This window comes from Asticcacaulis sp. MM231, assembly GCF_964186625.1.
GTDB lineage: Bacteria > Pseudomonadota > Alphaproteobacteria > Caulobacterales > Caulobacteraceae > Asticcacaulis.
Genome location: NZ_OZ075108.1, coordinates 2,276,089 through 2,295,012, shown reverse-complemented (window position 1 = coordinate 2,295,012; position 18,924 = coordinate 2,276,089). Strand labels below are relative to the sequence as shown.

Genomic DNA, 18,924 nt, shown 5'->3' with positions numbered 1-18,924 from the left:
GTTTCCGGTTGAGTTCGACCGGGCGAAAGTATAAAAAGCGTTATGAAAAAGATCTGGTCCCCGAAAGACTGGCGCTCCATGCCAGCCCTGCATATCCCGAACGATTACCCGGATACGCAGGCCCTTGATGCTGTAGAAAGCGAATTGTCGCACCTGCCGCCGCTGGTCTTTGCCGGCGAGGCGCGTCGCCTGACGAGTGCGCTCGGCAAGGTGGCCGAAGGCAATGGCTTCCTGTTGCAAGGCGGGGATTGCGCTGAATCTTTTAAGGAATTTTCGGCGGACAATATTCGTGACAGCTTCCGCCTGATCCTGCAAATGGCGGTTATCCTGACCTTTGCCGGCGGTAAGCCGGTGGTCAAGGTTGGCCGCATCGCCGGTCAATTCGGTAAGCCGCGTTCATCGGCGATCGAGACCATCGATGGCGTCACCCTGCCGTCGTATCGCGGTGACAACATCAACGGCATGGAGTTCACCGAAGAGGCGCGCATCCCTGATCCGCAGCGCCTGATCAAGGCTTACCACCAGTCCTCGGCCACGCTGAACCTGCTGCGCGCCTTCGCGCAGGGCGGTTATGCCGATCTGTACAATATCCACAAATGGACGCTGGGCTTTGTGTCGGGTTCCCCGCAGGGGGAGCGTTACCGCGCCCTGGCCGACAAGATTTCCGAAACCCTGAGCTTCATGTCGGCCATCGGCATTACCCCCGATCGCCAGCCGGAAATTCGCCAGGTCGATTTCTTCACCTCGCACGAGGCTTTGCTGCTTAATTACGAGCAGGCCATGACCCGCGTCGAATTCGACCAGTGGCGACTGGTACGACACCTCGGCCCACATGCTGTGGATCGGCGAACGCACCCGTCAGCTTGATGGCGCCCATGTCAACTACATGAAGGGCATCAAGAACCCGATCGGCGTCAAGGCCGGCCCGACTATCGAGCCCGATGACCTGTTGCGCCTGATCGATACGCTCAATCCGGAAGGCATTCCGGGCCGCCTGACCCTGATTGGCCGCTTTGGTTCCGATAAGGTGGCCGAACGCCTGCCGCGCCTGATGGCCGCCACCAAGAAGCACGGTTCGCCGGTTGTCTGGTCGATCGATCCGATGCACGGCAATGTCGTCAAGGCGAACAACGGTTACAAGACGCGCCCGTTCGACCGCATCTTGGGTGAGGTTCGTTCCTTCGTCGATATCGCGGCGTCGGAAGGCGTTCATCCGGGCGGTATGCACCTGGAAATGACCGGACAGAACGTGACGGAATGCACCGGCGGCGCTTTCGCGCTTTCGGAAGAGGATTTGCAGGATCGCTACCACACGCACTGCGATCCGCGCCTCAATGCCGATCAGGCGCTGGAGCTGTCGTTCCTTGTCGCCGAGCGTCTGCACAGTCTGAAAACGGCCGCAACCAAGGCCGCTTGAGGTCAGAGATAAGATAGCCCGCAAGGTTCGCCTTGCGGGCTTTTTCACACCATAATATTGACCGTGGCACCTTTTTTCTTGTCCATCTCCTGACGAGCCTGTTCTTGCAGTTCGTCGGTCATCTGCTTCTGGATAGCGACCCGCTCTTCAGGCTTCATCGCGGCCAATTTCTCCTTGGTGATGCCGTGGCTGTTGAGCCAGGTATATTGCAACTTCTCGGCGGGCGACATTTTGAGAAACTTCATCAGGTTCGCCTCGGCTGTGTCGGAGGACGACGGTGCGATCTGGCTGAGCGGATCACTGGCGGCGGAGGTTTTTGAGCTGGAGCCCGTGCTGAAGGACATGAGCATGGCGAAGGAAGAACCGATCTGCATGGGGAAACTCCAAAGGGCAGGGCAAGCGTGAAGCTTTGCGGTTCTTCTGAACCTATGGACTTGATGAACCCTGCAAACGGCGGGCCAGACCAAAACGCTTAATCTTCAGATTGTTACATAGTTGAAATATTGGTGCGCGGTCTTTTTTGCACGGCAGGCCGGGTGTGTGCGCAAAAATGCCGGTCGGAATGTCGTTGAGCGTGATCACAAAATCGGCTACAGAGCCGGCATGAAAACCCTGATCTACCGGATTGAGCCTCAAACGAGGGCGGCATTTGCCGCCCTTTATCGTCTGTCATGGCCGGTGATCATGTCGCGCCTCGGTTTCATGCTGATGGGGCTGATGGACACGCTGGTGGTCGGGCACTATTCGTCGGCCGAACTGGGATATCATTCGCTGGCCTGGGCGCCGACCAGTATTTTTCTGGTCACCTCGATCGGCCTACTGGTGGGGGTTCAGGTCAAGACGGCGCAGTTTATCGGGGCAGGGGAGCCTGAACGGATCGGCGCCACCTTCCAGCGCGCCGTGGTCTATGCCGTTATTCTGGGCGTCGGTTCAATGGTGGCCCTGACGCTTGGCGGTTCATGGATGCTGAACGCCGTGGTGCGTCCCGAACTGGCGGCCGGCGCAACCGGCCCCTTGCTGATCTTCGCGCTCAGCATGCCGTTTTACATGGTGGCGGTGGCGGTTTCGGAATTCCTCGAAGGCCTCGGCAGGACGCGCCCCGGCATGGTCTTCACCTGGGCCGGCAATGTCGTCAATGTCGCGCTGCTGTTCGTGCTCGTCCCCGGCATGGTGACCATCCCTGGTATCGACAGCGACGGCGCCATGGGGGCAGCGATCTCGACCCTGGTCGCGCGTATGCTGGTGACGGTGGGATTGCTGATCTATCTGTTCCGTTTGAAGCAGGTCAAAAGCTTCCGCCTGCTCGGACGGCATTCACCGGACCCGCAAGGCGCGCGCGAGCAGCGTCAGGTCGGTTATGCGGCCGGAGCGTCCTATTTCATCGAGGTCGCGGCGTTTGCCGGCATGACCGTCTTCGCCGGCCGTATTTCGGAAACGGCGGTCGCGGTGTGGGCCATTGTGCTCAACTTCGCCAGCATCGTTTTCATGGTGCCAATGGGACTGGCGATCGGCTGCTCGGTCCTGGTCGGGCGCGCCTATGGCGCTGGTGACCCTGCCGGCATTGCCCGCATGGGACGGGTAAGCTTCATCTCGGCGGGTGGGTTCATGCTGGCCGTTTGTCTCACCGTGCTGATCGGAGGGCAGGCCATCGCCGCCGGTTATACCTCCGATCCGGCCCTGCTCGGCGGGGTGCAGGGCGCGCTTCTTCTGGCCTGTTTGTTCTTTGTGCCCGATGGCGTTCAGGTGGTCGGCGCTCAGGCGTTGCGTGCGCGTCATGACGTCCTGATTGCGCCGGTCCTGCACTATATCGCTTACGGACTGATCATGCTACCGATGGGGTACTGGCTATCGTTGCACGTCGGGCTGGGCGTTCCCGGCCTGATCTATGCCTGCGCTGTGGCTAGTTGGTTATCCGCCGTGTTGCTGGTTTCGCGTTTCCTGTGGCTCGACCGCCGCGCCAGGGCTATAACCGCCGATACATAAACGGAGCTGCGACATGCTGGAAGACCTGCAGGGCAAGTGCGTTTTGATCACGGGCGCCAGCACAGGGATAGGCGCCGCTGCCGCGCAAGGCTTTGCCCGACTGGGCGCGAAGGTGGCGCTCCATTATAACGCCAGCGAAGAGGCGGCGCAAAAGGCGGCCGACCTGATCCGCACCGATGGTGGTGAGGTTCATCTGTTTCAGGCCGACCTGACACAATCAGAAACCGCAGCACCTCTGGTGCAAGAGGCGGCGTATAAGCTCGGCGGGCTCGATATCCTGATCAACAATGCCGGTTCGCTGATGACACGGACCCTGTTCCTCGACTGGGATGATGAACTTTATGAGCGTGTCATGGCGCTGAACGTACGCGCGGTTATCCATGCCTCACAGGCGGCGGTGCCTTTTATGGAGGGGCGCGGGGGCGGCTCCATCATCAATCTCGGCTCCATCGCCGGCAATAATGGTGGCGCGCCGGGTTCAGGGCTTTACGCCAGCGCCAAGGCGTTCGTGCATAATATCACGCGCCATATGGCGAGCGATCTGGCGAAGAAGGATATCCGCGTCAACGCCATCGCGCCGGGGGTGATCAAGACGCCATTCCATGACCTGACGCCGCCGGAGCGGATGCAGGCCATGTTGAACAGCGTGCCGATGGGGCGCTTGGGCGTGGCGGAGGACTGCGTCGGCCCGCTGGTGTTTCTGGCCTCCAACATGAGCACCTATATGACTGGCCAGATCTTGCATGTGAATGGCGGTCAGTTGATGCCGGCCTAAGCTCTGCCTCGCAACGGCTCGGGCGTGCCGTCGCGCTTGCCACATCTCACGAAGAAATTTGGAGTGGGAGGCTTGTTAGCTGTGCCTTGGCGCAAGCAGGATCACGGCTGAGCCGGCCAGGCACAGCGCAAGGCCTGCGAGGTCCCACAGGTCGGGGCGTTGCTTTTCCATCAGCCACATCCAGCCAACAGCGCCGGCGATATAGATGGCGCCATAGGCCGCGTAGGCGCGGCCCGCGGCGGGGCTATCGATAAGGGTGAGCAGCCAGGCGAAAGCACATAGTGACAGGGCGCCGGGGATCAGCCACAGCGGTGATTTTCCGAGCTTGAGCACGGCCCACAGGCTGTAGCAGCCGGCGATTTCGGCGATGGCGGCGAGGATATAGACGAGGAAAGGCTTAAACGCCAAGAATCCAGCCTTCTTCCTCAGAGGCGATGGTGAGATCGGTTTCGCTCAAGGCTTTCGGTGCGGCGAAGAGGGCGGCGAGTTGTCCCTTGTCGTCAGCCTCGGCCAGGGCCTGAGCCGCTAAGCGCACGCCGGTGGCGTCCTTGACTTCGCCAGCCTCGGCCGTGCCGTCATAGATGGCCGGATAAACCTCGGCGATCAGCGTGGAAACGCCTTCGAGCGCCTCTTCGGTGAGCGCACCAAAGCCGGTCTGGAACGGCCAGATTCTGGCCTTGTCACCCAAGGACTCCGTCAGTGCCCTCACAGCAGGAATGCCGAGCATGGTCTGACCGGCCACGACGCCGGCGCCGTGCATCTGCCACAGGCTCTTGGCGGCCTGCGCTTTTTTATGTTGCTTGCGTGCATGATCTTCGGTCACGCGGAATTCGGGAAAATCGCCAATCGAGTCCGGCTTAAGGGTCGAGAGCCACTTCTGCGAGTTGCTTTTCGGGCAGCCCCAGAAGGGGTAGGCTTCGTCGGTCATCAGGCGGTTCATCTTGGCAGCCACCTGAAAGCGGTTGTTCTTGTTGTCGGCTTTATCGACGATGTTCTTGGCCAGAAACTCCCACATACCAGCCCAAGGCGCGCCCTTCAGTTGCAGACGCGCAGACGTGCCTCGCGGGAAACCGAGCGCGAAATCGAGCCCCAGAAAGATGCGGTCCCCGCGCTTGTGCAGGTCAGCCAGGATCGAGGTCAGCAGGGTGATGGCCTCGGCGCGCGTGGCCGGATTATACGACTGGTAGGTCAGGCGGAAACGGATATCGCGCTTCATCACGCCTATCCATACCGAGGATTCGCCGGTCTTCTTGCCTTCCGCGGCGCTGTAATCGACAATGACGTAGGCACCAAAAAGACGTGACACGGGCGGTCTCCAGACTGACGGCCCTCAGAAGCCGTATAAACGCCATGCTCTTAACGCGAATGCGAGAGGCAAAAAAGCGCTTTGTGCTCTGATCACGCGGCTTTGCACACTTTATCTTTTTCAAAGTGTATTCCTTTTTTGAGCCAAAGCGGTTTAAGCAGTTAGCCGATAAGGTTTTCGATGGCACAAGAGGTTGTTATGGCCAAGGTTTTGCGAGTGGGCGTGGCGGGCGCGGGCGTTTTCGGCGGCTATCATGCCAATAAATACAAGCAGGCCGCAGATGTCGAGTTTGTGGGCATATATGACCTCGACAAGGGGCGCGCCGAAGCCGCTGCCGCACCACACGGTGTAAAGGCCTATGGTGGCGATGAACTGGCCGACTTTCTGGCCGCCATCGACACCGTAACGATCGCCACGCCCGCCTTTGCCCATGCCGCGGTTGCGCTGAAAGCCCTGGAAGCCGGTGTGCATGTCTATAGCGAAAAGCCGCTGGCCATCACGACCGAAGACGGCGAGGCCATGGTTGATCTGGCGAAAGCCAAGGGGCTGATCTTGGCCTGCGGCCATCAGGAGCGCGCCGTCTTTGAAGCCATGGGGCTATATGATGTGCCGGAGCGGCCGCTGCTGCTGGAAGCCGTGCGCAACGGTACGGCCTCCACGCGCAATCTTGATGTGTCGGTGGTGCTCGACCTGATGATCCACGATCTCGATCTGGCGCTTACCCTGGCGGGGGTTGAGGCCGGGGGGCTTAAGACCGGCGCGAAATATCGCACGGATGAGGGCTATAAGGCTGTGGGCGCCGATGAGGTCAAGGCCTCGGTCGAGTTCGAAAACGGCATGAGGGCAACCTTTGCCGCCTCACGCATGGCTGAGGCGCGCGAGCGCACGATGCGCATCGTTTATCCGAGCGGTGAGGTGATGATCGACCTCTTGAACCGCAACTTTGAGAACACGACGCCCTTCAGCCTCAATGCTGATTTTGCCGAAGCCGATATCGCCAAGGACCCGCTCGGCACCAGTGTGTTCCGTTTCCTGGATACAGTCCGCGGCGTGCGCCAACGGCCCCTATGCGCTGGCGATGAGGCCCTGAAGGCGCTCACTCTGGCTCTGGCTATTGATGCGGACGTTGCGGAAGATCAGGAAAGCTAGTTCGACTGGCCTTTAAAGATAATTCCGAAGGCCAGAACGGCGAAACCACCAGTCATTAGCCAGTACTGGTATTCGCTTAATTGGGGAATGGCGTAAAAATGGCCGATCAGGCTGGCCATGACCAACGCCACAGCTATGAAAAACAACAACAAAGTGAAAGCTGACACCTTCATAGCCGACGCGAACCCACCCACCTGAATATTTCAGATCCCATTGCCTGATACGCTGCACTCTACGCGCATTTGTTCAAACAATTGTGATAAGATCAACGAAAAATTAGCCAAGTTTCAGATTGCCAGCGGTCGCGATGACAATTTTATCGCAGATGCGGTATGAAACTCGCCTTTAGATGGCGCGGCCGGTAAAAAGCAATTCGTGGAGCACGGTCACCGCCGAGTATAACGACACGGCCATCAGCATGCGGGCGACGCCGAGTTCTTCCGGGGCGAAGGCGGTGCGCCCCTCAATGATCGACACGAACGGGATGATCGAGGTGCGGCGCTTGATCAATTCATAGACATCCCCCATCAGGGCCAGGCGCTTGCGATCGATATTATTGGCGCCCAGCGCGCACAGGGCCAGCATGGAGCTGAAAAATATCCACGCCGCCAGATTGCCGTTGCAGACGATATGGGTGAGGGCCCACACGCCGATTCCGGCCAGAACCGGATGACGCGATACGCGAACAATACCATAAATGCTTTTGTCAGGCAGCTTATGCAGGGCCAGAAGATTTGTGGGGGAAGGCGTGGTCAGGCCGCCGATCACCAGCAGGAAGGCGAAGAAGTTGCCGAACAGGCCGACGATGCGCAGGAAGGGGCCGGATTTCCACAGCACCACATTCATCGGATCGCCCAGCGCAATGCCAAACGCAATGCACATCCACACCAGTCCGCCGATCGAGAACAGCGAAAACAGGATGTAGTAGGCCACACCGCCGATTTTGGCGATGATCTGTTCCTTCATCGACGTACCGCTGATCATCAAATGGATGCAGAGGAAAAAGGCGCACGCAAGTGCCAGGGTCCACATGGTCGTCTCCGGGACGGCGAATTTAAACTGTGATTAGCATAGCGGCGAGCGCCTGGCCAAGCGACGGCTAAATATAAGGAATCATCGGCGCGTTAAGCACATCGCCTTCGGGCTTCTTGGCGGGTGTCGGCGCCGATGTGGTGGCAGCCGGCGGGGGCACGACAGGCGCTGCCGCTGCTGCCATGAAAGGTGGCGGTGATGGAGGCGGGGCGCTGGCGGGCGGCGCCTTGGGCGCAGGTGCGGTGGCGGTGCGGCGCAGGACGGCCTCGACATGATAAAACCACTTGCGCGCATTGTTCATGGCGGCGCGCGGCCCTTCGGCGCGGGCGGTCAGGTTGTCATGCGGGTCCCAAAGCACCAGTTCGAAATCGGGATCGGCCGGATCGTCGAAGATCAGGCGCATGGTGACGCGGTTGACCACCGGCGCGATATCATCAAGCATTTTGTGCGGACCTGAGCGCAAGACGCGGCCAATGATGCGATCGTCGACGAAGATCTCGATGCCGAGCAGGTCGTGCATGGTGTAGGGTTTGTGCGGGATCTTGCCGAAATTTCGCACGATGATGACGCGGTTTCCGTCATAGGAACTGGCGGCAGCGGCCTTGCGCACAGGCTCCAGGGCCATAACGTCGGCCTTGTACGTGCGACCGTCCGGATCGGTCAGGCCTTCGCGCAGTTCGTCTTCCAGTTTTTTCGGCTGTTCAACACGCGAATCGTAGATGCGATACAGCACAAGCAGTATGGCCAGCGCGGCTGCGGAGAGAATGATGATTGTCGGCAGGTAGGTCGGCAAGGCGGAAACCCGGGGCAATGTTCAAAAGTACGAACAGGAAGTTAACCACGATTTCCGGATGGCGTTAAGGCTTAAGCGCCCGACTTAGTACTTTTCGTTGTCGTAAGTGTCGTTTTGGTCATCGTCATCCCATGGCGGGGGAATTGCCGGCGCCTTGGTCGCGCGTTTGGGGGCCTCGTGTGCTATGGCCACTTCGGTCTCTTCCGGCGGGTAGGGCGAGGGGCCAGGCATGCGCTTGATCACCGCATCGATATGCGAAAGCCATTTGCGACCGATCCGCACGGCTTCCGCCGCCGTCTTGGCGTGGACCGGATTATGGCTGATGTCGCCGTAGAGATTGAGTTCAAATTCCGGTGTCTGCACATCATTGAACATCAGGCGCAGCGTAACCTTAGAGGCCTGAGCGTGGGTCTCATTGAGCACCTTGCGGCTTTCGCCTTTTTGCGCCCGGGCGACGACGCGCTCATCGACGATCAGTTCGGCGCCTTCGATCTCGTCGAATGTGAAAACCAGGCCTTGCGCGCCGGTCTTCCACATGATGGCCAGATCGCCGTTGGTGAAGTCGAGACCAGCCGCTTTTTGTCCGCCCAAGTCATAGACGATGGCATCGGCGACCTTGCCAAGAGCGGTATTCAGCGCGCGGGCAAGGCGGCGCGAGGCTTCGAACCACCACATCAGCCCGGAGGCGATCAGGGTTAGCCCGATGCCGGCAAAGAGGAAATACAAAAGGATACGTGCGGCATGGGCCATAGGAGATCACGCCTGATTATAGCTAATGAACCCTTAGTATGGCCGCCTACGGGTTAAGATTTTGTTGTTAATTCAACGACAACGGGTACGTGATCGGACGGTTTGGCCTCATCGTGCGTCATGCCGCGTGCATCCTTGTGGATGACCAGATCAAACAGGCGGTCGGCGGCCTGCGGCGACAGCAGATGATGGTCGATGCGGATGCCTTCATTTTTTGGCCAGGCGCCGGCCTGATAATCCCAGAAGGTGTAGCGGTTGCCCTCAGGCGGCCCGGAAACGTTTAATTGGGCTTCAAAGGCATCTGTATAGCCCAGGTTTTTCAGGCCCTGATAGGCATTGCGCACCGCCGGCTGATAGAGGGCATCATTGAGCCAGGGTGCTTCTTTCCAAAGATCATCTTTTGTCGGTATAATATTGAAATCACCCGCTAAAATGGTCATTTCCTCAAGTGTCAGAAGGTACTCGGCGCGGGCGCGCAGGCGCTCCAGCCAGCGCAGTTTGTAAGCATATTTGTCGGTGGCGATGGGGTTGCCGTTCGGCAGATATAGGCAGCCGAAACGCACAGGCTCCGGCGCCTCGATCACGGCCTCGATATAGCGCGCGTGATCATCCTCTTCGTCGTCCAGGCCCTTTCGGACATCACTGATCGGATATTTCGAAAGGATGGCGACGCCGTTATAGGATTTCTGGCCATGGACGGCGCAATTATAGCCAAGTGATTCAAAGGCTTCGACGGGGAATTTTTCATCGACGCATTTGATTTCCTGCAGACCGCAGACATCGGGCTGGACGGCGCGAAACCACTCCAGCAGAAGCGGCAGGCGGGCATTGACGGAGTTGACATTCCAGGTGGCGATTTTCATGCCGACAGTTTTAGAGTGGCCGTCGGATTCGGGCAAGGCTCTTAAAGTGCGAAGCTCGTGCCGCAGCCGCAGGAAGCGACCGCCAGAGGATTGAGGATCTTGAACTGCGAACCGACCAGTTCCTCGACATAATCAATGATCGAGCCAGCCATCAAAGGCGCAGAAATTTCATCGACCAAAGCGGTGGCACCATCATAGCTGATGGCGCTTTCATCCGGATTGGCCGTGTCGGTCAGATCGAGCACATACTGGAAGCCCGAACATCCGCCGCCTTCGACCAGCACGCGCAGCATGACAGGGTGGCCGGCTTCCTGGCTCAGGGCGTTCAGATGTTTCGCCGCAGAGGCGGTGAGGGAGATATTGTGGCTCATGGCGTGAATATGGGCGCATTTGCCGAGAAAATCAGCCCCTTGCCTCGAAAAAGAGCGGATTTTTTAGGAAAATCAGTTTAGCCAAGGGCGTGAACTGAACGAAAGACCGACGATGAAACCCTTGGCCAGCTTTGCTTCCAATGTCGACAAGAGCCTCGGCCGGTTGCATCCGGAACTGGAGTCGCCGACGCGCACGGCCTATGCCCGCGATCGCGACCGCATCATCCATTCGACTGCTTTTCGTCGTCTGAAGGGCAAGACGCAGGTTTTTGTGGCCAATGAAGGCGACTATTTCCGCACCCGCCTGACCCATTCGCTAGAAGTGGCGCAGATCGCCCGTTCTCTGGCCCATTCTCTGGCGCTTGACGAAGACCTGGCCGAAACCATCGCCTTGTCACACGATCTCGGCCACCCGCCGTTTGGTCACGCCGGCGAGGACCAACTCCACGCCTGCATGGCGCCGTGGGGCGGCTTCGATCACAATGTCCAGACCTTCCGCGTGATCACGCGCCTTGAAGTGCGTTATCCCGCCTTCGATGGCCTTAACCTGACGTGGGAGACCCTCGAAGGCATCATCAAGCACAACGGCCCGGTCAGCCACCACATGCAGGAACCGTCGTGGAAATCCATCGTTGATTTCAACGCCCAGTGGGATTTGCGCACCGACACCTTCGCCTCAATGGAGGCCCAGTGCGCCGCCATTGCAGACGACATCGCCTATAACAATCACGACGTCGATGACGGTTTGCGCGCCGAGCTTTTCAGCATCGATGACCTGATGCAGGTGCCGCTGATCGGCCCTGCGCTGGCTTCGGTGCAGAAGGACTGGCCCACCATCGACAGCCGCATGTTACGGCTCGAAGGTGTGCGCCGGATGATCGGCACGATGATGAGCGATGTGCTGACGGAGACGGAGCGTCGTCTGAAAGCGGACGGTATCGTGACGGATGAGGATGTTCGTACGGCAAAGCGCCCGATGGTGGCGTTTTCCAAGGGCGTTTATGACGACCTGTCACGTTTGCGCGGCTTTCTTTTTGAGCGCATGTACAAGCATTACAGGCTTAATCGCACGCGCAGCCATGCCAAGCGCACGCTCAACGAAATGTTCAACCTGTTCATGAACGAGCCGGATACGCTGCCAACCGAATGGTTCCAGCGCGTGTGCTCGAAGGACACCGAAACGGCGCGGGCGCGGGTGATCTGTGACTACATCGCCGGCATGACCGACGCCTTCGCCATCGAAGAACAGCGTCGTTTGTTTTCGTTTGGCGGCTGACGGGGACGGTTAGCGCACGGCTTTCTTCGCCAGGAACATGGCGGCGTCAGCCTCGCTGACCCAGGCTTCGGCTGAGGCCTGCGCGGCATAGGCGCGAACGCCGAACGAACCGCCGACCTTGAGATAGAGGCCCGCGTGCTCGAACGTGCCCATCATCAGTTCGGCTTCCAGCTTCATGGCCTTGATCCGCGCCGATTTCAGGTCGGCGTGGCGGAGAAGGATGGCGAATTCATCACCGCCCATCCGGCCGACGCTGTCACCTTCGCGGACGCTGCCATTGAGCGCTTCGGCGACATAGATAAGCGCGGCATCGCCTGCGGCATGTCCGTAGGCATCATTGATGCTCTTGAAGCCATCCATATCGAGATAGATCAGGCAGGCCTCCTCGCCATAACGCCGGCAATCGGCCATGGCGCGATGAACTTCGCGCAGGAAGGCACGGCGGTTGAGGGTAGGCGTCAGCGCATCGCTGTCGGCCTGGCCTTGTGCGGTTTGCAGGTGAAGCGCTTGTTGGTGCAGTTGTTCGCGTAAGGCTTCATTATCCTGCATCAACGAGTTGATCAGGGCGCGCGCTGCGGCTGGCCAGTCGTCCTGCGCCACCAGCGAAGAAGGCGAGGCTTTCGGCGCATCAACCGGCACAAAGGCGGACTCGGTGACATGCGAGGTCTCAAAAACCTCTTTCGGTAACCGGGTCTCGCTCTGCGCCGTGCTCAGTGCATAAACATTATCGGCGTGGAAGGGGCTGGGCGCGGGGCTGGCCGGATCGGGATTGGTCTCAAAATAGTGCGCGAGCAGGCTCTGCATGGACGCAGTCGTGGCGCGCGCAGGCTTCTCCGCCGCATCGCGTGCGTCGGCCATCATGCTAGGCGTGCTGCCTGGCTGGTCGTCCGTCGTGTACAGGTGCGAGTTGAGTCCCATTATGCCCTTATGGCTTCCGGTAAATTTTCTTATATTCGAAGCGGTCATGAAGGCCTGTATGAAAGCACGGAAGCGCGCCTTGTGCAATGCGGCGGGCCTTATAATCAATAGTTAACGCGCACCTTACCTGTGGGGCGTCTTACGCTTCATGGGGAGCCATTGTGGTCTTTTTCGGGGATAAATAATAAGGATTTACGGTTAAGGGGAGGGGGTTGCACTCACAGGGCTTCTGACTATACTCCGCGCCTTTCCGAAAGACCCCTTAGAGATCAGGACTTAGACACACAATGGCCGATACGCCGCAGGTTGCCATCATCATGGGATCACGCTCCGACTGGGGGGTGATGAAGGCCGCCGCGACCGCGCTCGATCAGTTGGGCGTCTCCTACATCTCGCGCGTCGTCTCGGCGCACCGCACGCCGCAACGGCTTTATGAATTCGCCACAGGCGCAAAAGCGGCAGGTTATAAGGTGATCATAGCCGGCGCCGGAGGTGCTGCGCACCTGCCGGGCATGACGGCCTCAATGACCACCCTGCCGGTGCTGGGCGTGCCGGTGCCGGTGCGAGATGGCCTCAAGGGCATCAATTCGCTGTTGTCGATCGTGCAGATGCCGGGCGGCGTGCCCGTCGGCACGCTGGCGGTCGGTGAAGCGGGCGCCAAGAATGCGGGGCTTTTGGCAGCACAGATTTTGGCACTGAATGATCCGGCCCTGAGTGAGCGCATCGAAGCCCTGCGCCAGGCCCAGACCGACAGCGTTCCTGACACAGTAGAAGACTAATATGCTTAAAGCTCCCCTGCCGCTTGGCAGCACGATCGGTATTCTCGGTGACGGCCAGTTGGGCCGCATGTTGTCGCAAGCCGCCTCACGCCTCGGCTTCAAGGTGGTGACGTTCGGGCCGGATGTTGGCTCCCCCGCCGCGCAGGTATCGCTGGCCTCTAAGGTGGCGGCCTACACCGACGAGGCCGTGCTGGAACGTCTGGCCGAAGGCTGCGATGTCATTACGTTCGAGTTCGAGAACGTCCCCGCCGACAGCCTCGATTTCCTGACCGGCAAGGGCGCCGTGGTCGCGCCATCGTCCAAGGCGCTGCGCATCACGCAGGACCGCGTTCTGGAAAAGACCTTTGCGCGTGAAGCCGGTATCGATACGGTCGATTTCTTCGAGATCAATTCGGTGGCCGATCTGGAAGCCGCCATGCAGGCCTCCCCCACGCCGGAAGCCCTGCTGAAAACCCGCCGTGAAGGTTATGACGGCAAGGGACAGATCTGGGTGCGTTCGCCCGATGAGGTCGATACCGCCTATGCCTCGCTCGGTGGGCGCCCGTCGATTCTGGAGGCCAAGGCCAGTTTCACCCGCGAGATATCGGTGGTGGCGGCGCGTGGCTGGAACGGCGAAATCAGGATCTTCCCGATTGGTCAGAACCACCATGTCGGCGGCATCCTGTCCACCACCCTGGCGCCGGCGCAGGTCTCCGAAGCGGTGACGGCCAAGGCGTTTGAGATCGCCCGCAAGGTGCTGGAAGGGCTCGACTATGTCGGCGTCCTGGCGGTGGAACTCTTCGTGCTGCCGGGGGATGAACTGGTGCTCAACGAGATTGCGCCGCGCGTTCATAATTCAGGTCACTGGACCCAGGACGGCTGTCTGTGCGACCAGTTCGAGCAGCATATTCGCGCCGTTGTGGGCTGGCCGCTCGGTGATACTTCGGCGCGCTGCACGGTCGAGATGACCAACCTGTTGGGACCGGATATCCTGAACTGGCCGCAACTCGCCGCCGAACCGCAGTCGCGTCTTTATGTCTATGGCAAGGATGAGCCGCGGGTCGGGCGCAAGATGGGCCACATTAACCGCATTAAATAGTGGCCTTCTCGCACTTGCGAATTGCACCTTACAAAAAAACGAGGCAGAGACGTCCTCATAAACAAAAGGAAATCTCTCCATGCATATCGTGACCCTGACCTATAAGGTCCCCAATGACGAAGTCGATCGCCACCTTGAAGCCCACATGGCGTGGCTCAAGGAAGGCTATGCCGCCGGCACCTTCCTGGCGGCTGGCCGCCGCGTCCCGCGCACCGGTGGCATGATCTTCGCTGCCGGCAGCCGTGATGAACTGGAAGCCATGATGAAGCGCGATCCGTTCAATGTGAACGGTGTCGCCGACTACACCATCGCCGAGGTCAATATCACTTCGACCGCCGACGGGCTGGACAGCCTGAAAGGCTAAGTTGAATAAGGCCCCGCCAGATCACTGGCGGGGCCTTTTCCTTACATCGTCATGCCGGGTGACATGGGATGGAGTTTGAATTGAAGAAAGGCGACCGTGCCGTTCGGATGGTCGCCATAAACGGGTTTCAGCGCGTCAGGCACCGTGTTGAACTGGCGCACCAGCCCAAGGCCCAGTGTCATGTCGTGGCCGAGGTTAAAGGTGCGAATGGCGCCGATCTCGGTCTGGGCCACCCAGTAGGCGCTGTCGTGGACCAGTTCATTATTGTAGACGCGCTCATAGCGGCCAAGCGCCATCCACTTGTCATTGAATTTGAACGTGTTCTCAAACAGATAGGCCTCGGTCGGCTTGTCCGTGCTGTGCTCGACCTCTTTATAACCATAGGCGAGGGTGGAATACAATGTCCCGGCCTTGAAGGGCTGGTTGTAGTCGAAGCTCACGGAGCGCCGTTGCACGTTTTCCTCAGGCGACAGTTGCTCAGGGCTGATCTGACGCGCCCATGAGGTTTGCGCAGTCAGGCGATCATTGACCGCCCATGTCAGGCGTAACGCGGTCGAGTTGAGATCCGGCGTTTCCAGATCATAACGGTGCTGATCGGGCTCGCGGCCTGTGAACTGCGTCACCTCGATCTGGAGCGGGCCCCTGGCGAAGCCGGCTGTCACGACGCCCATGCTGATATGGCCGGAATCGAGCCAGTGGTGCGAGATCGGCGCGGTCGGGAAGTTCTCGCCCGAAGCGCGGTGCATGAAAGCGGTCGGGCCAAAGCCGTATTCGCCCGGCCAGCCGACCAGAACAAAGCCCCTGGTGTCGGCGTCGAAGTGATGTGTGACCTTGGCCGTCATGCCCATGAAAAGTTCGTGCGCATGCTGGGCATCGGTCAGGTGATGAACACCATCGGCGGTTTCACCGGTCTGGAGCAGCAGGGGGTAGCCGCTCTTGCCCATGAAGGCGTCGGGCGACAGCATGAGTTGGAGATCGAGATCGGTGCTGTCATTGAGGGCACGGCTGGCCATGACCATGAACATGCCTTCGGCGAAGGCCTTGGAGCCGCCGCGTGGGCCTTCCTGATCGTCGGCCACGAAGTTCAGCACGGCGTGTGTCATGATGTTCCAGCCGGACTTCGGTGGGCTCATATCCATGCCAGACATATCGTGATTTTGCATGTCGTGACCTGACATGTCCATGCCGGACGTATCGTGGCCGGAAGAGTCTTGAGTTGTTTGGGCGGTTGTTTGAGCGAATGTGGGGGCAGCGCTCAGCGCCATTAGCGCCGCGAGCGACGCGGTCGTGAAACGGGACATGATGTCTCCTGAAAATATGATGGGAAAGGGACTCAGACCATCAGGCAATTTTCGGGGGACGCGGCTCCAGTCGGGCAGGGAGGTTGATCAGCGGTGCGGCAGGCTCAGGCGTCAGGCGTGCGCTTACAAACGGACGTGACAACAGGGCTATAGCTTCGGCAATTGCTGGCAGGGTGGGCTGGCTGCAACAGGGCATGACGCTCTGTGGTGACGGCGTAGCAGGCTTGTGGTCCATATCCATGCCGTCCATGCTCTCCATATGGCAGGGCATGGGGGCTGCGTCCGCCGCCATGGCGGGCATGGCGCTGGTGGCTGTCAGGGAGAACAGCAGCCAGACGCAGGCCCACATCGCGGCAAAGAGGACGCGCAGGTGCTTCATGGCGTGGCGTCGGCCGTCGTACGACCAAAGCGCAGGCGGCCGAGCGAACGCGCCAGATTGAGAATAATCTCTTCCGGTTTGGCGGGGAGCTTGGCCTTGAACTTCTCGAATTCCATAACCTGACCGATATTGCGATTGATCTGCTCAAGCTGTGCTTCGCGGCCACGGCTGAGGCGCGTCATCATCGCGGTGGTCAGGATGCCGCTGACGATCATGCGCTTGGAATAGTGATTCTCGTCGAGCGCCTTGTCTCCGGCCAGGCGCCAGATGATATCGGAAGTTTCCCACAGCAGGCGGTGATAGAGCGCGGCGTGCTGGGGCAGGGCGAAGAAGCCCATCAGGCGCGAGGCCAGTTTTTCATGACGCGCCGCTTCATCGAGGCGCAGATTGAGCAGGAAGGCGATCTTGTCACGAATCTTCATGACGGCCAGTGATTCGGTCGTGGCGTCGCTGAGAAGCACAGCATCGTGTTCGCGCCAGAGAATCGCGGCGATATCGGCGGCCCCGTGCGGAGCGGTCAGGTCGCGCTCGCCTGCGCTGAGGCTTAAGCTGCGGGCGCCGGCCTCGACCGACATGCGGTTCAGGCCCAATTCTGGTACAAAACCCGCTACGGCATGGGCCAGGCGGATTTCAGCGGCTTTCAGATGGGGCAGGGGCGCAGCACTTGTCATGAGGCTTACAATAGGCGCTATATGGGCGCACGCCAAGGGGTAGGCTGGTAACAAAATGTCGCATGTGCGAACGGCTTTAAAGCGCGGCCACCGGCGGAAAGAATAAAAAAACAGCGAGAAAAACCCTTTTCAAGCGGGGTTCGGCTGGACATCCGGCATCGCCTCATGTATGGCCATGACCGATCTTCCTGCAGGCCTTCGGTTTGCGGGCACAGTTTTCTTTTTCACTATTGGCTGACGGGCCTACGCTACGGCGCTGGCGTTCCCCATCATCAGTCTACGAACCCTGAATGGAGAGATACCTTTTGGTACAGATTTTTGTCCGTGACAACAACGTCGATCAGGCTCTGAAGGCCCTGAAGAAGAAGATGCAGCGTGAAGGCTCCTTCCGCGAAATGAAGCGCCACGTTCATTACGAAAAGCCTTCCGAGAAGCGCGCCCGTCAACAGGCTGAAGCCGTGCGCCGCGCCCGCAAGCTGGCTCGCAAGCGTCTGCAACGTGAAGGCGGTCTGCCCGCTTCGCCGCCGCGTCCGGCCCGCGCTTAAGTTTGTTGCGGCAAGGCTTAAGGCGTTGCCCTCATCAAATGATACGATATAAGAGCGCTGAAGGCATGGCTTTCAGCGCTTTTTGCTGTGATTAAAGGATACATGCACAATGGCCATCAGCCCCCACGATCATTCCGAATTGCCCGATCCTGCTGATCTCGGCATCCTGACCACGGCCATGCCGGCCGACACAAACCCTTCCGGCGATATTTTCGGCGGCTGGCTGATGTCACAGATGGACCTTGCGGCGGGCAATATAGCGGCGCGCCTGTCGAAAGGCCGTGTCGCCACCATCGCGGTCGATGGCATGGTCTTCCTGACGCCGGTGCAGGTGGGGGACGAGGTGACGGTCTATGCCAAGGTTATCTCGGTCGGACGCACCTCGATGAAGATGAAGGTGGACGCCTACCGCCGACCGCGCGAAGGTGAGGAAAAGACCCGTGTCACCGAAGGTATTTTCACCTTTGTCGGTATCGATGATTTCGGCAAACCTCGTCCGGTTCGGGCTTAAGCGACGGCGCGGCGCTGCGGAATTCGTCCGAAAACTGTCTTTGCCAAGCGGGTTGAGATTGTGTTAACACTGTGGCCGTAGTCCATGCTTTCCCGTCAGGAGGCTTGGGTATAATGCGGATTTAGGGGTTATCTGCCATGGCGAAATCGTCGTTTACAGACCATTTTCAGGACTGGCTCAGCGAGTGGGACGACACGAAGACCCGTCAGGTTCTGGTCGTGGTGCTGGCGGTATTGTCCGGCCTGCTGATCGGTATGCTGGTCTATACGATCGCCAAATATGTGCTCGATCAGATGTTCCCGTTCCCGCCCGGTATCTACATGGTCGATGCCGAGCAAAAGGCCGAACTGATGAAGACGGTGGCATCGCAGGTCTTCATCATCATCCCGCTGACCTGGGTGGTCGGCACACTTGTCGGCGGTTATTTTTCCGTCGTCATGGGCAAGATCGGCCAGTTTCCCGCCTGGATCGCCGGTATCCTGCTGACCGCCTATTTCTGGATCGACCTGCTGCACCTGCCGAACAACATGACGCTGTTCCTGCTTTGCCCGGTGCTGACCGGCATTTGCGCCTTCGCCGGCGGCTGGCTCGGCATGTACATGGTGGCGCAGAAATCCGTGAAGGCCCAAGCCCAGGTTTAATGGCCCAGGTTTAATGGCCCAG

The 18,924-nt window shown here is 59.4% G+C and carries 23 protein-coding genes and 1 pseudogene; 11 read left to right on the top strand and 13 right to left on the bottom strand.

All coding sequences use genetic code 11. From position 1 onward, the window contains the following. The first annotated feature begins 42 nt into the window (after positions 1–42). Positions 43–1,417 (top strand): annotated as a pseudogene (locus tag ABQ278_RS11215) (3-deoxy-7-phosphoheptulonate synthase class II). Between the two features lie 44 nt (positions 1,418–1,461). Here the strand turns inward: ABQ278_RS11215 and ABQ278_RS11210 are convergent. Continuing rightward, positions 1,462–1,791 (bottom strand): hypothetical protein, encoded by a 330-nt coding sequence (locus ABQ278_RS11210; protein WP_349319663.1) that lies wholly within the window; start codon positions 1,789–1,791, stop codon positions 1,462–1,464. A 229-nt stretch (positions 1,792–2,020) separates the two neighbouring features. Between ABQ278_RS11210 and ABQ278_RS11205 the strand changes: the two genes are divergently transcribed. Next, positions 2,021–3,400 (top strand): MATE family efflux transporter, encoded by a 1,380-nt coding sequence (locus ABQ278_RS11205; RefSeq protein WP_349319662.1) that lies wholly within the window; start codon positions 2,021–2,023, stop codon positions 3,398–3,400. Between the two features lie 13 nt (positions 3,401–3,413). Then, positions 3,414–4,175, top strand: a complete 762-nt coding sequence (locus ABQ278_RS11200; RefSeq protein WP_349319661.1) for a glucose 1-dehydrogenase — start codon at positions 3,414–3,416, stop codon at positions 4,173–4,175. A gap of 75 nt (positions 4,176–4,250) precedes the next feature. On the opposite strand, the gene ABQ278_RS11195 is transcribed toward ABQ278_RS11200, so the two are convergent. Both ABQ278_RS11195 and ABQ278_RS11190 read right to left on the bottom strand, forming a co-directional pair. After that, positions 4,251–4,583: a YnfA family protein gene (locus ABQ278_RS11195; protein WP_349319660.1), complete on the bottom strand. Its 333-nt coding sequence runs from the start codon at positions 4,581–4,583 to the stop codon at positions 4,251–4,253. Continuing rightward, a complete protein-coding gene (locus tag ABQ278_RS11190; RefSeq protein ID WP_349319659.1) occupies positions 4,573–5,481 on the bottom strand; it encodes a cobalamin biosynthesis protein CbiG in 909 nt (302 codons plus the stop codon). Before ABQ278_RS11190 ends, ABQ278_RS11195 begins: the two co-directional genes overlap by 11 nt. A gap of 198 nt (positions 5,482–5,679) precedes the next feature. On the opposite strand from ABQ278_RS11190, the gene ABQ278_RS11185 reads away from it, so the two are divergent. Beyond that, positions 5,680–6,630, top strand: a complete 951-nt coding sequence (locus ABQ278_RS11185) for a Gfo/Idh/MocA family oxidoreductase (RefSeq protein ID WP_349319658.1) — start codon at positions 5,680–5,682, stop codon at positions 6,628–6,630. On the opposite strand, the gene ABQ278_RS11180 is transcribed toward ABQ278_RS11185, so the two are convergent. From ABQ278_RS11180 to ABQ278_RS11155, 6 genes are all read right to left on the bottom strand, one after another. Then, positions 6,627–6,749 (bottom strand): hypothetical protein, encoded by a 123-nt coding sequence (locus tag ABQ278_RS11180; RefSeq protein WP_349319657.1) that lies wholly within the window; start codon positions 6,747–6,749, stop codon positions 6,627–6,629. The genes ABQ278_RS11185 and ABQ278_RS11180 overlap by 4 nt on opposite strands. A gap of 226 nt (positions 6,750–6,975) precedes the next feature. Next, positions 6,976–7,662, bottom strand: coding sequence for an NnrU family protein (locus ABQ278_RS11175; protein WP_349319656.1), 687 nt, complete (start codon positions 7,660–7,662; stop codon positions 6,976–6,978). Positions 7,663–7,729: 67 nt separating this feature from the next. Beyond that, on the bottom strand, positions 7,730–8,455 hold the full coding sequence (locus ABQ278_RS11170; protein ID WP_349319655.1) for a hypothetical protein: 726 nt from the start codon (positions 8,453–8,455) through the stop codon (positions 7,730–7,732). Between the two features lie 84 nt (positions 8,456–8,539). Next, entirely contained in the window at positions 8,540–9,205 is a 666-nt protein-coding gene (locus ABQ278_RS11165; protein WP_349319654.1) for a hypothetical protein, read from the bottom strand. 53 nt (positions 9,206–9,258) lie between these two features. Then, positions 9,259–10,068, bottom strand: a complete 810-nt coding sequence (gene xth, locus ABQ278_RS11160) for an exodeoxyribonuclease III (RefSeq protein ID WP_349322153.1) — start codon at positions 10,066–10,068, stop codon at positions 9,259–9,261. Positions 10,069–10,109: 41 nt separating this feature from the next. Beyond that, the gene (locus ABQ278_RS11155) at positions 10,110–10,439 is read right to left on the bottom strand and encodes an iron-sulfur cluster assembly accessory protein (RefSeq protein ID WP_018081892.1); all 330 of its coding nucleotides are present in this window, start codon (positions 10,437–10,439) and stop codon (positions 10,110–10,112) included. Between the two features lie 94 nt (positions 10,440–10,533). On the opposite strand from ABQ278_RS11155, the gene ABQ278_RS11150 reads away from it, so the two are divergent. Beyond that, positions 10,534–11,715 carry a deoxyguanosinetriphosphate triphosphohydrolase gene (locus ABQ278_RS11150; protein ID WP_349322152.1) on the top strand — a complete coding sequence of 394 codons (1,182 nt, stop codon included), beginning with the start codon at positions 10,534–10,536 and terminating at the stop codon, positions 11,713–11,715. A gap of 9 nt (positions 11,716–11,724) precedes the next feature. Here ABQ278_RS11150 and ABQ278_RS11145 read toward each other — a convergent pair whose 3' ends face one another. Continuing rightward, positions 11,725–12,633, bottom strand: a complete 909-nt coding sequence (locus tag ABQ278_RS11145; protein ID WP_349319653.1) for a GGDEF domain-containing protein — start codon at positions 12,631–12,633, stop codon at positions 11,725–11,727. A 287-nt stretch (positions 12,634–12,920) separates the two neighbouring features. Here ABQ278_RS11145 and purE point away from each other — a divergent pair, with 287 nt between their 5' ends. The 3 genes from purE (at position 12,921) to ABQ278_RS11130 (ending at position 14,854) form a co-directional block, all read left to right on the top strand. Next, positions 12,921–13,412 (top strand): 5-(carboxyamino)imidazole ribonucleotide mutase, encoded by a 492-nt coding sequence (purE, locus tag ABQ278_RS11140; protein WP_349319652.1) that lies wholly within the window; start codon positions 12,921–12,923, stop codon positions 13,410–13,412. Between the two features lies 1 nt (position 13,413). Then, on the top strand, positions 13,414–14,490 hold the full coding sequence (locus ABQ278_RS11135; protein ID WP_349319651.1) for a 5-(carboxyamino)imidazole ribonucleotide synthase: 1,077 nt from the start codon (positions 13,414–13,416) through the stop codon (positions 14,488–14,490). A 79-nt stretch (positions 14,491–14,569) separates the two neighbouring features. Continuing rightward, positions 14,570–14,854, top strand: coding sequence for a YciI family protein (locus tag ABQ278_RS11130; RefSeq protein WP_018081887.1), 285 nt, complete (start codon positions 14,570–14,572; stop codon positions 14,852–14,854). Positions 14,855–14,895: 41 nt separating this feature from the next. Here ABQ278_RS11130 and ABQ278_RS11125 read toward each other — a convergent pair whose 3' ends face one another. Genes ABQ278_RS11125 through ABQ278_RS11115 form a run of 3 tightly spaced genes read right to left on the bottom strand, consistent with a single transcriptional unit; the run spans position 14,896 to position 17,205 of the window. Further along, positions 14,896–16,155, bottom strand: coding sequence for a hypothetical protein (locus ABQ278_RS11125; RefSeq protein ID WP_349319650.1), 1,260 nt, complete (start codon positions 16,153–16,155; stop codon positions 14,896–14,898). 40 nt (positions 16,156–16,195) lie between these two features. Further along, entirely contained in the window at positions 16,196–16,534 is a 339-nt protein-coding gene (locus ABQ278_RS11120) for a hypothetical protein (RefSeq protein ID WP_349319649.1), read from the bottom strand. Beyond that, complete coding sequence (locus ABQ278_RS11115; protein ID WP_349319648.1) at positions 16,531–17,205, bottom strand: COQ9 family protein; 675 nt, start codon at positions 17,203–17,205, stop codon at positions 16,531–16,533. Before ABQ278_RS11115 ends, ABQ278_RS11120 begins: the two co-directional genes overlap by 4 nt. A 305-nt stretch (positions 17,206–17,510) precedes the next feature. Between ABQ278_RS11115 and rpsU the strand changes: the two genes are divergently transcribed. The 3 genes from rpsU (at position 17,511) to ABQ278_RS11100 (ending at position 18,902) form a co-directional block, all read left to right on the top strand. Beyond that, on the top strand, positions 17,511–17,750 hold the full coding sequence (gene rpsU / locus ABQ278_RS11110; protein WP_023447359.1) for a 30S ribosomal protein S21: 240 nt from the start codon (positions 17,511–17,513) through the stop codon (positions 17,748–17,750). A gap of 109 nt (positions 17,751–17,859) precedes the next feature. Beyond that, entirely contained in the window at positions 17,860–18,261 is a 402-nt protein-coding gene (locus ABQ278_RS11105) for an acyl-CoA thioesterase (protein ID WP_018081882.1), read from the top strand. Positions 18,262–18,398: 137 nt separating this feature from the next. Beyond that, a complete protein-coding gene (locus tag ABQ278_RS11100; protein WP_349319647.1) occupies positions 18,399–18,902 on the top strand; it encodes a hypothetical protein in 504 nt (167 codons plus the stop codon). Positions 18,903–18,924 lie beyond the last annotated feature (22 nt).

Coding starts and splice junctions, on each gene's coding strand:
- ABQ278_RS11210 (WP_349319663.1), bottom strand. CDS start 1,791: ATGCAGATCGGTTCTTCCTTCGCCATGCTCATGTCCTTCAGCACGGGC.
- ABQ278_RS11205 (WP_349319662.1), top strand. CDS start 2,021: ATGAAAACCCTGATCTACCGGATTGAGCCTCAAACGAGGGCGGCATTT.
- ABQ278_RS11200 (WP_349319661.1), top strand. CDS start 3,414: ATGCTGGAAGACCTGCAGGGCAAGTGCGTTTTGATCACGGGCGCCAGC.
- ABQ278_RS11185 (WP_349319658.1), top strand. CDS start 5,680: ATGGCCAAGGTTTTGCGAGTGGGCGTGGCGGGCGCGGGCGTTTTCGGC.
- ABQ278_RS11180 (WP_349319657.1), bottom strand. CDS start 6,749: ATGGCCAGCCTGATCGGCCATTTTTACGCCATTCCCCAATTAAGCGAA.
- ABQ278_RS11175 (WP_349319656.1), bottom strand. CDS start 7,662: ATGTGGACCCTGGCACTTGCGTGCGCCTTTTTCCTCTGCATCCATTTG.
- ABQ278_RS11165 (WP_349319654.1), bottom strand. CDS start 9,205: ATGGCCCATGCCGCACGTATCCTTTTGTATTTCCTCTTTGCCGGCATC.
- xth (WP_349322153.1), bottom strand. CDS start 10,068: ATGAAAATCGCCACCTGGAATGTCAACTCCGTCAATGCCCGCCTGCCG.
- ABQ278_RS11155 (WP_018081892.1), bottom strand. CDS start 10,439: ATGAGCCACAATATCTCCCTCACCGCCTCTGCGGCGAAACATCTGAAC.
- ABQ278_RS11145 (WP_349319653.1), bottom strand. CDS start 12,633: ATGGGACTCAACTCGCACCTGTACACGACGGACGACCAGCCAGGCAGC.
- purE (WP_349319652.1), top strand. CDS start 12,921: ATGGCCGATACGCCGCAGGTTGCCATCATCATGGGATCACGCTCCGAC.
- ABQ278_RS11135 (WP_349319651.1), top strand. CDS start 13,414: ATGCTTAAAGCTCCCCTGCCGCTTGGCAGCACGATCGGTATTCTCGGT.
- ABQ278_RS11130 (WP_018081887.1), top strand. CDS start 14,570: ATGCATATCGTGACCCTGACCTATAAGGTCCCCAATGACGAAGTCGAT.
- ABQ278_RS11125 (WP_349319650.1), bottom strand. CDS start 16,155: ATGTCCCGTTTCACGACCGCGTCGCTCGCGGCGCTAATGGCGCTGAGC.
- ABQ278_RS11120 (WP_349319649.1), bottom strand. CDS start 16,534: ATGAAGCACCTGCGCGTCCTCTTTGCCGCGATGTGGGCCTGCGTCTGG.
- ABQ278_RS11115 (WP_349319648.1), bottom strand. CDS start 17,205: ATGACAAGTGCTGCGCCCCTGCCCCATCTGAAAGCCGCTGAAATCCGC.
- ABQ278_RS11105 (WP_018081882.1), top strand. CDS start 17,860: ATGGCCATCAGCCCCCACGATCATTCCGAATTGCCCGATCCTGCTGAT.
- ABQ278_RS11100 (WP_349319647.1), top strand. CDS start 18,399: ATGGCGAAATCGTCGTTTACAGACCATTTTCAGGACTGGCTCAGCGAG.